Origin of the sequence: Chryseotalea sp. WA131a (assembly GCA_025370075.1) — a bacterium.
Taxonomy (GTDB): Bacteria; Bacteroidota; Bacteroidia; order Cytophagales; family Cyclobacteriaceae; genus ELB16-189.
In genome coordinates, this window is sequence record CP073016.1 from 2,965,273 (window position 1) to 2,979,022 (window position 13,750).

General features: G+C 41.9%; 12 protein-coding genes. 11 read left to right on the forward strand and 1 reads right to left on the reverse strand.

Annotated elements, in window-relative coordinates:
- Positions 1 to 142: 142 nt before the first annotated feature.
- From KA713_13610 to KA713_13620, 3 genes are all read left to right on the forward strand, one after another.
- A complete protein-coding gene (locus tag KA713_13610; protein ID UXE65507.1) occupies positions 143 to 2,725 on the forward strand; it encodes a hypothetical protein in 2,583 nt (860 codons plus the stop codon).
- A complete protein-coding gene (locus tag KA713_13615) occupies positions 2,676 to 5,024 on the forward strand; it encodes a transglycosylase domain-containing protein (protein ID UXE65508.1) in 2,349 nt (782 codons plus the stop codon). Before KA713_13610 ends, KA713_13615 begins: the two co-directional genes overlap by 50 nt.
- 80 nt (positions 5,025 to 5,104) lie before the next feature.
- A complete protein-coding gene (locus KA713_13620; GenBank protein UXE65509.1) occupies positions 5,105 to 6,880 on the forward strand; it encodes an excinuclease ABC subunit C in 1,776 nt (591 codons plus the stop codon).
- Between the two features lie 31 nt (positions 6,881 to 6,911).
- On the opposite strand, the gene KA713_13625 is transcribed toward KA713_13620, so the two are convergent.
- Positions 6,912 to 7,607 (reverse strand): hypothetical protein, encoded by a 696-nt coding sequence (locus KA713_13625; protein ID UXE65510.1) that lies wholly within the window; start codon positions 7,605 to 7,607, stop codon positions 6,912 to 6,914.
- 63 nt (positions 7,608 to 7,670) lie between these two features.
- Between KA713_13625 and KA713_13630 the strand changes: the two genes are divergently transcribed.
- The 8 genes from KA713_13630 (at position 7,671) to KA713_13665 (ending at position 13,742) form a co-directional block, all read left to right on the forward strand.
- Entirely contained in the window at positions 7,671 to 8,579 is a 909-nt protein-coding gene (locus tag KA713_13630) for a TIGR01777 family oxidoreductase (GenBank protein ID UXE65511.1), read from the forward strand.
- Positions 8,580 to 8,651: 72 nt separating this feature from the next.
- Positions 8,652 to 9,404: a TIGR00730 family Rossman fold protein gene (locus KA713_13635; GenBank protein UXE65512.1), complete on the forward strand. Its 753-nt coding sequence runs from the start codon at positions 8,652 to 8,654 to the stop codon at positions 9,402 to 9,404.
- Between the two features lie 67 nt (positions 9,405 to 9,471).
- Positions 9,472 to 9,798: a winged helix-turn-helix transcriptional regulator gene (locus tag KA713_13640; protein ID UXE65513.1), complete on the forward strand. Its 327-nt coding sequence runs from the start codon at positions 9,472 to 9,474 to the stop codon at positions 9,796 to 9,798.
- 59 nt (positions 9,799 to 9,857) lie between these two features.
- A complete protein-coding gene (locus KA713_13645) occupies positions 9,858 to 10,706 on the forward strand; it encodes an arsenite methyltransferase (protein UXE65514.1) in 849 nt (282 codons plus the stop codon).
- Between the two features lie 21 nt (positions 10,707 to 10,727).
- Positions 10,728 to 11,822, forward strand: a complete 1,095-nt coding sequence (locus KA713_13650; GenBank protein UXE65515.1) for a GNAT family N-acetyltransferase — start codon at positions 10,728 to 10,730, stop codon at positions 11,820 to 11,822.
- Positions 11,823 to 11,993: 171 nt separating this feature from the next.
- Entirely contained in the window at positions 11,994 to 12,329 is a 336-nt protein-coding gene (locus tag KA713_13655; protein UXE65516.1) for an arsenosugar biosynthesis-associated peroxidase-like protein, read from the forward strand.
- A gap of 61 nt (positions 12,330 to 12,390) precedes the next feature.
- Positions 12,391 to 13,446, forward strand: a complete 1,056-nt coding sequence (gene arsS / locus KA713_13660; GenBank protein ID UXE65517.1) for an arsenosugar biosynthesis radical SAM protein ArsS — start codon at positions 12,391 to 12,393, stop codon at positions 13,444 to 13,446.
- A 23-nt stretch (positions 13,447 to 13,469) separates the two neighbouring features.
- A complete protein-coding gene (locus KA713_13665; protein UXE65518.1) occupies positions 13,470 to 13,742 on the forward strand; it encodes a hypothetical protein in 273 nt (90 codons plus the stop codon).
- Positions 13,743 to 13,750: the final 8 nt, after the last annotated feature.

Consider the following 13,750-nt stretch of genomic DNA (forward strand, 5'->3'; position numbering starts at 1 on the left):
ATTTTGAGCTGATTTAGCCCAATTGGCTATGCTGTGGAAGGCCCTAATTGGCAATATTCCCAATTGGCTATCGTTAATTATCACATCCTATTTCTTAGCGTACATTTGATTAATTTCGCTGCTTATTGCTAGCGCCTAAAACTTGAAAAAAACCAGCCCACAACCCCTTTTCTTTTTACTGGCAATTGCCGCTGGGCTTTGGCAAGGCTGTAACATCGATCAAAAGAGCGTTACCAGCAATTTTTTTCACAACACTACAGCCCACTACAATGGCTTCTTTTACGCGCGCGAAAAAACACGCGAGGTCGAAAAGATAATCCTTAAAACGTTGGACGATGACCCTACCCAAATCCTTCGACTGTACCCCTCACTTGATACCGTAAAGGCAAAAAGCTATTCGAAGGATACGGAGGAGATCATTAAAATGGCATCCATCTCCATCCAACGCCACCCCAATAGCAAGTGGGTTGATGACAACTATATTCAAGTTGGCCTAGCGCGTTTGTATTCGTGCGATTTTCAAAATGCCATCCTCACCTTTAAATATGTAAACACCAAAAGCAATTCGCCCGATGTTCGCCACCTCGCCTTGGTGCATCTGCTTCGCACGTTTACTGAAATGGGTGATTTTGATAGGGGAGAAGAAGTGTTCCGCTTTTTGGAAAAAGAAAAGTTGAGCAAACTAAATTCTAAAAAGCTGTACTTAGAAAAGGCATATCACTATCAGTTGCGAAACGATTATGACAACATGGTGCAAAATCTTTCGAAGGCCGACACATTGTTGTCTAGAACCGACAGGCGTGGCCGTATTTATTTTATCATTGGGCAAGTGTACCAAAAACTGGGGTTCAATTCGGAAGCGTATAATTTCTACCGAAAGTGTTTAGGCACCAATCCCGATTATGAAATTGATTTTTATGCAAGGCTCAACATGGCGCAGGTTGCACAGATTGAAGACACGCGCGATGCAAAACTGGTTCGTAAGCAATTTGCCAAAATGCTGGCCGATGCAAAGAATGTTGAGTTTAAAGATAAAATCTATTTTGAATGGGGAGAATTTGAACGTAAGCAAGGATTGGTGGCCGATGCCATTTCGCAATATAAAAATGCTGCGCATGCAGGCAAGAGCAAGCGCATACAAGGGCAAGCTTACCTGCGAACCGGTCAACTGTATTTTGATTCCTTAAAAAAATATAGCCTAGCCAAGCTCTATTACGACAGTGCTGTGGGCGCATTGCCAAAAGATTTTGAAAACTTGGAAGCCATTAAAAAACGCCAGGAGATTTTGGTGCAGTTTGCTAAATACACTGAAGCGATTAAGCTGAACGATAGTTTGTTGTACCTCGCTTCGTTGGATACCTCTGTTGTTCGAAAAAAATTGGATTCTGTTTTTGCTGCACGTGATAAAAAATTGGCCGCTAACAAAAAGAAAAAGAAACGAAGTGATAGTGGAGGAGGGCCGGCCAATTCCACTTTTGTACCTGGCCAAACTACGGGAACTGGAGATTGGTATTTTGGAAACAGTGATCTGGTGGCATCTGGTCAAACCGAATTTCAGCGCATCTGGGGCAGCATTCCGCTAGAGGATAACTGGAGGCGATCGTCCAAATCGAATGTACTGCGCGAGCCTTCTGTAGCCGCCATCAACAATCCGACCAACGAAAACAAGGCACAAACAGCCAGTGCAGCTCCAGAAAAGAAGGAAGAAAAAGTAGATGAAGCAGGAAGATTGATTGCCCAGTTGCCGTACAGCGAAAAACAACGGAAAGAAGCATTGGCAAAAATTGAAGAGGGCTATTACAAACTGGGAGATTTATTCTATTTCAACCTTAATGAAAAAAAGAATGCGTATGATTCCTATTCAAAACTATTGGAGCGATTCCCGGCTTCGGAGTTCAAGCCCGAAGCCTTGTATAAATTGTATTTGATATTTAAAGATACAGACCCTGCGAAAGCAGCGGCTTATGCACAATTGCTGAAGGATCAATATCCAAATGCTACCGTCACAAAAATCTTGTTGAACCCCAATTATCTAAAAGAGACAAGTGTGGCAGCAGAGAAACAAAAATTATTGTATAAAGAAGGATATGCCTACTTTCTACAAAATAATTTGAGAGCCGCCCAAGAAAAGTTGGCGCTTGCCCAACAAGTTGGCGAAACCAGTTTTACACCGCAGTTGGACTTGTTTAAGATTTTGATCATTGGCAAAACGGAAGACGTGGCCCGCTACCAATACGAATTGGAAAGCTACATTAAGAAATATCCTGCCGTGCCCAGCAAAGCATACGCGGAAGAATTATTGGCCTCGTCAAAAAACCTGTTGGCAAAACTAGAAAAAGCGAAAGGTATTCAGTTCAACACAGCACTCACGGGCATTCATTATTTTATTACCATTCACAAAAGTGCAGACAAGATTACCGTGCCTGTAGATAATGCGCTGGATAAATTTAATACCCAATGGAAGAACCTGAAGTTGACAACCTCTAACTTGGCGTTGAACGATGAAAGTATCATTACTATGGTTGTGGAACTGCCCGATAAAGAAACGGCCTTGAGCTACTTTGACAAATTTCTCGCCCAACTATCCAACACCAAACCTTTTTCCAATTATAAATTCTATAATTTTGTGATTACCAAAGAGAACTTTCAAACCTTTTACAGAACCAAAGCACTAGATGAGTACCTCACCTTCTTCGACAGGAACTATCAAAAGCAAAATCAATAAACTATTGGCTGTAAGAAAGCCGTGGATACCCAAGGCGATCAAGTATAGCTCGTGGGCATTTTTGTTTTTTGTGATTGGGTTTCCACTGTACATTTTATCTATAAAGATTGATTTGTTTGGCTTGTATGGCGGTATGCCCAGCTTGGCAGAGATTGAGAATCCTGACAATGATTTGTCATCCGAAATTTTATCTGCTGATGGTGTTTCTCTGGGGCGATACTTTCGCTACAACCATCTTAAAGGGGGGAACAGAAGTCAAATACATTTTAAAGATCTTTCTGAAGACCTGGTAAGGACGTTAGTGATTTCTGAAGATCATCGATTTTATGACCATTCTGGTTTAGATTTTCCAGCATACATTCGTGTATTAAAGGGCATGCTTACTTTTAGTCCAGCTGGCGGAGGAAGCACCTTATCACAACAGCTTGCCAAAAATCTTTACACAATGAATCCAAACAAAAGTCTAGATGGTTCATTGTCAAAATTAGGTAAGTATCCACGTAGATTTATACAAAAAACAAAAGAATGGATTATTGCCATTGACTTGGAAGAAAACTTTACCAAGGAAGAAATCATTGCTATGTATCTAAACACAACAAGTTTTAGTGGTAATATTTTCGGGATAAAGATCGCTTCAGAAACATTTTTTAAGAAAAGCCCTGACAGTCTCAACTTGCAAGAATCGGCCGTACTAGTAGGTATGTTGCAAGCTCCAAGTTTTTTTAATCCCAAGAGAAATCCACAAAATTCTCTTCGCAAGCGAAATGAGGTGCTCTTTAAAGTTTATAGACATGGTTACAAAATTGGCACCCCGGAAAAGTATGACTCTATTAAAACCTTGCCAATTGAATTAAACTACACTGATCAAAATCAAAACGAAGGATTGGCCACTTATTTCAGAACGGTGTTGGGAAATTATTTGATACGCTATTGCAATGATAAAGGAATTGACCTCTACAACTCTGGCTTAAAAATTTACACCACCATCGATAGCCGCCTGCAAAAATATGCTGAGGAGGCGATGAACGAACACATGAGTGTATTACAGAAGTTGTTTAATAATGAATGGAAAAGACGTAACCGAAACCCGTGGGTAGACGAATATGGGTTGGAGATCAAGGATTTTTTAAACAAGCGAATCAAGCAATCCGATGCCTACAAAGCGTATGTAGAAAAGTATGGTGAAAATTCTGACTCACTGAAAATTATGTTGAAACTGAAAAAGCCCATGACCATCTTTACGTGGGGAGGCGAGCGCGATACACTTTTCAGCAGTTTCGACTCATTGAATTATTACAAACGGTTTTTACAATCGGGGCTGATGAGTATGGACCCCAATACCGGCCACATCAAAGCGTGGGTAGGTGGTTTCAATCACAAATATTTTAAGTTCGATCACGTGCGTCAAGGCAAGCGGCAACCAGGCTCAACTTTCAAGGCATTTGTTTATGGATTGGCTATGGAAAACAAATATTCCCCTTGCTATAAACTTAAAGACATCTCTCCCCAGTTCACCATTCCCAACCAGCCACCCTGGTATCCCTTTAATGCGGATGGCACAAAAGGTTCTGGCAAAGAGATGACCATCCGCAAAGCGATGGCGCAATCCATAAACTCCATTACGGCCCAAATGATGCAAACACTTGGCGAAGAGAATGTGGTGGACTTTGCTCACAGGGTGGGCATTGAAAGCAAGTTAGATGCGGTGCCATCGTTGTGCCTTGGCACCAGTGATGTTTCATTATTTGAATTAGTGGGTGCCTACAGCACCTTTGTAAACGGAGGCATCAACACTGAGCCGTTTTTCATCACGCACATAGAAGACAAAAATGGAAATGTGATTGAGAATTTTGTTCCTAAAACCAAGCAAGCTATTGATGAGCAAACTGCTTACAAAATGGTGTACATGTTAAAAGGGGGAGTGGAGGAGCAAGGTGGTAGTTCTGTGGGATTGAATCGCGAATTAAAAATCGATAATGAAATTGGTGGAAAGACAGGAACCACCAACGATGCATCAGATGGTTGGTACATGGGTGTGACGCATAATTTAGTAACGGGTGTGTGGGTAGGTGGTGATGAGCGAGGGGTTCACTTTCCTAGCTGGGATTTTGGTCAAGGCGGAAAAACAGCGCGGCCCATTTGGGAAAAGTATATGTTGAAGGTTTATGCCGATCCTAAAGCAGGAATTGCAAAAGGATATTTCAAGCGGCCCACTTCGGGCGTTGATGTTTCAATTGAATGCGCCAAGCGTAGCGATTCAGAAGAAGCGCCTGTAGAAGAAGACGACATCAAAAATTAAAAGAACTGAAAGTTTAAAGCGCAAAGTTGAAAGCGGAGACTTTGTGCTTTAAACTTTAGACTTTGCACTTTAAACTTCTCATGATAAAAGATCAACTCGCCTCTCTTCCCGATTCACCGGGTGTATATCGATACTACAATAAAGAAGATGTATTGATTTACGTAGGCAAAGCGAAGAGTTTAAAAAAAAGAGTCAGCAGTTATTTCAACAAGCAGTCGCAGTACAATCGCAAAACCGAAAAACTTGTAAGTGAAATTGCTCGGTTGGATTTTACGTTGGCCAACACGGAGTTTGATGCGCTGTTGCTGGAGAATAATCTCATCAAACAAAATCAGCCAAAGTACAACATCTTGCTAAAAGATGATAAAACATTTCCCTATCTCTGTATTTTAAAAGAACGCTTTCCGCGGATCATCTCTACCCGAAAGTTTATTCCCAAGCAAGGCGAATATTTTGGCCCCTACTCAAGTGTGAGCGCGATGAACAGCGTGTTGGAGCTGGTGCGGCAATTGTATTCCATTCGCACGTGCTCGCTTCTGCTTTCGACTGAAAACATTGCAGAAAGAAAATTTAAAGTCTGTTTGGAGTACCACATCGGCAATTGCAAAGGCCCTTGCGTGGGATTGCAAGATGAAAGTAGTTACAATGAAGAAATTGCTCACGCACGATTCATTCTAAAAGGGAGAATAAGCATCGTAGAAGATTATTTCCAAGCGCGAATGAGGGAAGCAGCCGAAAAAATGGAATTTGAGCGAGCTGCTTTTTATAAAGTGAAACTCGAGAAGTTAGAGAAATTTCAAAGCAAATCGCTGGTGGTGAACCGTAAGCTGACGGATATCGATGTGATTACCATTGCCAGTAGTGAAACCGATGCCTTTATCAATTACTTACAAATCAAAGAAGGTGCTATCATCTTTTCGAAGAATGTTGAAATCAAGAAGAAACTAGACGAAACGGACGAAGAGATTTTGAACATGGCCGTGCAGGAGCTTCGCAGTGAGTACAAGAGCAACAACATGGAAGTATTTACCAACGTGGCCCTTTCGGTTAAGTCTGATGAGTTTGAAAATGTAGTACCGCAGATAGGTGATAAGAAAAAGTTGGTTGACTTGTCTTTAAAAAATGCCCTCTACCTAAAGCGGGAAAGAGAAATTAGTAAGGAAGAAAAGAAAACAAAGAAGAATGAAGTTCTCCACATCATGATGGAAAACCTTCGTTTGGTACAATACCCAAAAATTATTGAGTGTTTTGACAATTCAAATTTTCAAGGAACAAATCCAGTAGCGGCCATGGTACGATTTGTGGATGGCAAGCCAGACAAAAAGGGTTATAGGCACTTCAATATAAAAACCGTGGTGGGGCCAGATGATTTTGCTTCGATGAAGGAAATTGTGGGCAGACGCTACAAACGGATTATGGAAGAGCAAGGTGAATATCCGCAGCTGATTATTGTGGATGGAGGCAAAGGTCAGCTCAGCAGCGCATGCGAAGCTTTGAAAGAATTGGGTCTTTATGGAAAAATACCCATCGTGGGTATTGCTAAGAAGTTGGAAGAAATTTATTATCCCGAAGACCCCTTGCCCTTATTAATTAGCAAAAAATCACCTGCTTTATTTTTGATCCAGCGCATTCGCGATGAAGCCCATCGTTTTGGCATTACCTTTCATCGACTGAAGCGCAGCAACGCAACGTTTGTCACTGCACTTGAAACTATTCCCGGCATTGGTAAGAAAACAGCCGATAAACTATTGTCGCATTTCAAATCTTTTAAAAAAATAAAGGAGGCGAGTGTAGAAGAATTAACGGAAATGGTTGGCGAAAGCATGGCCAACAAAATAAAGAATCTTGGAGATTAGATTCATCTCGATTTCTTTCAATTTGAAACAATCAATTGATCTTCCTTAGCTTCTCCATCTGCGATTCCTTTACTTTTTTGATTTGAATGGCTGCATTTGAAATGGAGTCTTGCGCCTTTTTGTTGTTTTCGATTTTGATTTTCAATGCAGCGTTTTCCAGTTTGTTTGCCTCCAATGCTTTTTCCAGTTTCACTTTTTCCAATTCATTGTTGGTCAGTTTGGTTGCCAAATCTTTCCCTTGATTGGCAAAGCGAAGCGTTTGCTTGTCAACTGCATCCAATGCTTGCTGCGATTCGTCAATTTGATTCTGCATTTTTTCACGATAGAAGCGCACACCAAATTGATAGGTGAGTTTCTCCAATTGCTTTTGAATGAAATCAGCATCTTTTGTTTCCCACTCTGTAAGGCGAACGCCCAACCACACCGTTACCACATTTCCACTTTCGGTGGTGAGGGCGTAAATCACGCCTTTGGGGTACACCGTGCCATTGATGTTCGGGTTGGTGACCACCACGGGGTCGGACGTTAAAAATTTTATTTTGCCAATCTCCTTTAAAAATTTGTTGAGCGAAGCATTTACATCAGCGCGTTTACCCTCTAGGTTGGTCGAAAAACCTTCGGCTGTTTCGGATTTTACTTTTTCGGAATGTTTTTTTACCGTCAAAGATTGCGCGGTAACAGTATAGGCAGAGACGATAATAGCAATAACGGTAATAAACTTGTTCATAGTTGTAGTGTTAATAGAGATAGTTTAAAAAATGGGTACTTTCAACTTTCAAAGCTACGAATAATGAACAAAGTTTTAATAACGGGTGCATCGGGTTTGGTAGGGTCACGCTTGACGGAGTTGCTGCTTTCCAAAAAGATGGAAGTGGTGCATGTGGGCCGGACTAAAAGAAATGGTTCAGTGCCTTCTTTCGCTTGGGATGTGGACAAACAGCAAATGGATGCTAAAGCCTTGGCAGGAGTGGATACTATTGTACACTTAGCCGGTGCAGGCGTGGCCGACAAACGCTGGACACCTACCCGAAAGAAAGAGATTCTCGACAGCCGCGTTCAATCCACTCGATTGCTGTTCCAAACACTGAAAGAAAAAAAGCACTCTGTCAAAAACATTGTCTCTGCTTCTGCCATAGGTTATTATGGTTTTGGTTTGAGTGACCAACTGTTTACAGAGGAGCGCCCGCCCGCCACCGATTTTCTCGCAAGTGTAACCACCGAATGGGAAAAAGAGGTGGATGCCATAAGAGAATTGGAAATCCGCGTAGTTAAAATCCGGATTGGGATTGTGCTAAGTAATAAGGGTGGAGCATTGAAAGAAATGGCCAGGCCTATCCAATTCGGTGTAGGTGCACCTCTCGGGACTGGCCAACAAGTGATGAGTTGGATTCATATTGATGATTTGTGCGAAATGTTTTGCAAAGCCATCGAAGACCGTTCTCTTGCAGGTGCTTATAATGGAGTAGCTCCCAATCCTGTCACCAATGCTGAGCTTACCAAAGCAATCGCAAGAGTTTTGAAAAAGCCATTGTGGCTGTCCAACGTGCCTCCATTTGTATTGCGATTATTGGTAGGAGAGATGGCGGATATTGTAGTGAATGGGAGCAAGGTGTCGGCAGAGAAAATTTTGGCCACGCGTTTTAAGTTTCAGTATTGGCAAATAGATGACGCCCTACGAAATCTACTCAGCAAAAATTAACGTCATATCACTTACGACTTTGTGTCTTCGTGGCGAAACGTGTAGCTTTGACTTTCAATATTAAAAAGAATTATGAAAGCAAAGCCTAAGAAGAAGAAAGAAGCTGACATAAAAATTTCATTAGAAGAAGAACATCGTATCCGCAAGGCGTTTAAAGACAAGGATTGGGCGGAGATCAAAAGCTCCGACTCGTGGGTGATCTTTAAGGTGATGAGTGAGTTTGTAGAAGGCTTTGAAAAGCTCGCTAAGATTGGTCCTTGTGTTACAATTTTTGGTTCGGCTCGCATCAAGCCAGAAAATAAGTACTACAAAATGGCCGAGGAAATTGCCTACCAATTGGTGCAGCAAGGATATGGTGTGGTAACAGGTGGTGGCCCCGGCATTATGGAAGCCGGAAACAAAGGAGCTAACCGTGCTGGAGGAAAATCGGTAGGGTTGAATATTTATTTACCGCACGAACAAAAAGGCAATTCCTACATCGACCCAGATAAGCTAATTACCTTCGATTACTTTTTTGTACGTAAGGTAATGTTTGTGAAATATTCCCAAGGCTTCATTGTAATGCCCGGGGGCTTTGGTACGATCGATGAATTGAGTGAAGCCTTAACCTTAATTCAAACTAAGAAGATTGGTCGGTTTCCGATTGTATTGGTGGGCAAAAAATTCTGGGGTGGCATGATTGATTGGATCAAGGAAGTGTTGGTGGATGAAAAAATGATCTCACCCGAAGACTTAGACTTGTTCAGCATTGTAGATACCCCTGAAGATGCTGTTCAGGTAATTGATGATTTCTATGCGAAGTATTTGCTGTCGCCTAATTTTTAACGAGGGTGGAAAAAAAATGATTTCGAAAAGCTGAAACATTTATCGTAATATTACGATTAAGTACAACATGGGACTCACGAAGACAGAAGAATTCACTAAAACGCAAAACGAAGTGGCTGCGCTCGCTAAAGCGCTAGGACACCCAGCACGCATTGCCATTTTGCAGCATTTGATCAAAACCAAGTCGTGCGTGTGTGGAGATATCGTAGATGAATTGCCGTTGTCGCAATCCACGGTTTCACAACATTTGAACGAATTGAAGAAAACCGGTTGGATTAAAGGAAACATCGAGGGACCCAGTGTTTGCTACTGCATTGACGAGAAGTCGTGGAGCAAGGCCAAGAAAACGCTGGTTGATTTACTGGAGAGCTATGAGGGTACCAATTGTTGTTAACCTTTTTTTTGATCATATTCATCGCAATATTACGATAACAAAAACTAAAAATAACTTATATGACCACTACAGAAACATCCGAACAACTGAAACAACTGGTAAAAGAAAAGTATGGCCAGATTGCCGAACAGAGTAAAGCAGAAAATGAATCGAGTTGCTGCGGAGCGACTTGTGGATGTGCCACCGTGGACTACACCTTGATGGCCGATGACTACAGCCAATTGAATGGCTATGTGGCCGATGCCGATTTAGGCTTGGGCTGCGGTTTGCCAACTGAGTTTGCTCAAATCAAAGAAGGCGACACAGTAGTTGATTTGGGATCGGGCGCAGGCAACGATGCCTTTGTAGCTCGCTCCATTGTGGGCGAAAAAGGAAAAGTAATAGGCATCGATTTCACCGACAAGATGATTGAGAAAGCTCGCGCGAATGCGAAGAAGTTAAATTTTACGAATGTTGAATTCCGTCAAGGCGATATTGAGAACATGCCGTTAGCGGGAAACAGTGCCGATGTGGTGGTGAGCAATTGTGTGTTGAACTTAGTGCCCAATAAAAAGATTGCGTTTGAAGAAACTTTTCGCGTGTTAAAAAAAGGCGGCCACTTTAGCGTATCGGATATTGTATTAGTGGGCGATTTGCCGGAAGGCTTGCAAAAAAGTGCGGAGATGTATGCTGGTTGCGTGTCGGGCGCGATTCAAAAAATGGAATACTTGTCGATAATTAAAGAAGCAGGTTTCAATAAAATTGATATTCAAAAGGAAAAGCGCATCACCTTGCCGGATGAGATTTTGAAAGAGTACTTGTCGCCCAAAGAAATGGAGGACTTTAAAACAGGTAACACCGGTATTTTTAGCATTACCGTATATGCAGAAAAACCAGAAGCCTGTTGTGGACCGAGTTGTTGCAATTAATATTTATCTAACAAATAAGCTATGAATACAATGTTCTCAATCAGAAAATCAAATTTGGCTGACGAGTCAAGTATCATTCAGTTGCTAAAGGATTGCAAGTTGCCCACTCAAGATATCAGCACTAATACAATTGATTTCAGAATAGCTACTAGTAATGATAGACTCGTTGGATGTATCGGAATAGAATCTTACGGAGAGGATGTTTTATTGAGGTCATTTGCAGTTTCCAATGAATTTAGAAACAATGGCTTGGGTTCTGAACTTTTGCAATGGGTACTAAAAGAGTGTAATGAGGCCGGAGTAAAAAAAATTCATCTGTTAACAACCACGGCAGAGAAGTATTTTATTAACCATGGCTTTATTAAATCCGACAGATCCACCGCTCCTAATTTAATCCTAAGGACAACGGAGTTTTCTGAAATTTGTCCTGCATCATCTAGCTATTTGACTTTTGAAATTTCGGGTATCAAGAAAAATTTAAGTATGGCGTCACAAAAAACCAATTCATTGTTTCCACTGCTAAATACTTCTACAGAGAGCTTGATTGGACAGTTTGATGAAATACCAACGGAGCGTAAAAAACTTTTGCATGAGCTGACCCGCTACATCCAAACAGCCAATGACAAACCGGTGTACTTAAATTTCATTTGCACACACAATTCACGCAGAAGTCATATATCTCAACTGTGGGCACAAGCAGCAGCTTATTACTTTGATGTAAAAAGCATCACCTGCTTTTCTGGAGGAACGGAAGCGACTGCTTTCAACCCTCGTGCGGTAAAAGCCATGCAAGAGGTCGGGTTTAAAATTTCTGTTATCAAAGAAGCAGACAATCCGCTTTACAAAGTTGCATACGCTGAGGATGCCGAGCCTGTCACTGCTTTTTCAAAAAAATACGATGACTCCTTCAACAATAATCCGGGCTTTGCTGCTATCATGACGTGTTCACACGCAGATGAAAATTGCCCATTGGTGATAGGGGCTTCCGCCAGAATTGCAATCACCTACGATGATCCCAAGGAATTTGACGATACACCACAAGAAGCTGCTAAGTATTCTGAACGTGTTCAACAAATTGGAAGGGAAATGCTATTCGCCTTTTCACAAGTAAACTGATAGTTGGCTTAATTCGCCAATGCAATTTTTAGAATAGCAGCACATTTCCAGTCTGATGCTTTCAACTGCTGGGCAGCAAATCATAATTGCTGTCGTGGTTATGACAAAGCATCCTTGAGCACATCATGAAAAATTCGATACTTTTATACAAATTTAATCTAACAACGACTCATGGAACACAGCTACTACAACCCCGAAGACTTAAAAAAATTTGGCAACATTGGCGAATGGGAAAAAAATCTGGCCGACAAGTTTTTCTCTTGGTATGGCGATGTATTTAAGGAAGGTGACCTTACCGTGCGCGAAAAGTCTCTGATTGCGCTGGCAGTAGCGCACACAGTGCAATGCCCTTATTGTATTGATGCCTATACCCAAGACTCGCTGGAAAAAGGGGCTACTGAGAAAGCCATGATGGAGGCCATTCACGTGGCAGCCGCCATCCGCGGGGGTGCTTCGCTGGTACATGGTGTGATGATGATGAATAAAGCCAAGAAACTATCTATGTAAATTCGTTGTTGGTTGGTCGTAAGTCGTTGTTCGCAACCTCCAACAATCAACGAAAATTGAAATGATCAAATCCCTACATGCACGCCACCACCAATTTGCGCAACAAGAGCGCCAGGTAGAATTTCTTTCCAACGGAATTTTTAATAACGGAACACTACCATCCTTTGAAAAGAAGATCGGCTCGGTAGGATTTTTTCCATTGAAGCCATCGGCTATTGAAATCTTTCAGGTGAACATTGGCTACATGTGCAACCAGGTGTGCAAGCACTGCCATGTGGATGCAGGCCCTGACCGAAAAGAGATCATGACGCGCGAAACAATGCAGCAGTGTTTGGAGGTGCTCGAGCATACTAAAATCAAAACCCTCGATATCACCGGTGGCGCACCGGAAATGAATCCTGATTTTCGTTATTTCGTAAGCGAGGCGCACAAACGAAGAGTGAGGGAAATTATCGTGCGGTCCAACCTCACCATCATTCGATCCAATCCAAAGTATTACGATCTCCCACAGTTTTTTAAAGAGAACAATGTTCGCGTTTGCTCCTCACTTCCTTTCTATAGTGCCGACAAAACCGACCGCCAGCGAGGTGAAGGCGTTTTCAAAGATTCGATTGAGGCGTTGCAGCAATTGAACAAAGTGGGCTACGGCAAGGAGGGCAGCGGTATGGTTTTAGATTTAGTTTACAACCCGGCAGGAGCTTTTTTGCCAGGCGACCAAAAAGGATTGGAGCGCGATTTCAAAAAGGAATTGAAAGACCATTTTGGAGTGGAGTTCAACAACTTGTTTACCATTACCAACATTCCCATTAGTCGCTTTTTGGATTTTTTGATTGAGTCAGGCAATTATGAGGGTTATATGGAAAAATTGGTGAATGCCTTTAATCCGGCAGCCGTGGCGGGCGTGATGTGCCGCAATACTATTTCAATAGACTGGCAGGGCAATCTCTATGACTGCGACTTTAACCAGATGCTTGGTCTAAAAACTGAACCGAAGGCGGGTCAGCATATCAGCACGTTTGATGTGACCAAATTGGAAGACCGCAACATCGTGATCAACAATCATTGCTTTGCCTGTACCGCAGGGGCAGGAAGTAGCTGCCAGGGAGCAACAGCATAAAATTCATACCAAAATATATTTATATGGAGAGCGCAATCAATTGGATTGAAATAGCAGGACACGCAGGTGCATTTTTAAGCAGTGTTACCTTTATACCCCAAGTGTACAAGGCTTGGCAAACCAAAAGCGTAAGAGACCTTAGCCTTACCATGATGTTCATTGTATTTACCAGTACCATTGTTTGGTTGGTATATGGTATATCGCTAATGTTGTGGCCGGTGATTTTAGCAAATGGATTTGTTGGCTTTCTAAGTGGATTATTGATTTACTTTAAATTTACATTTTCAAAGAAATAAAATTTAAG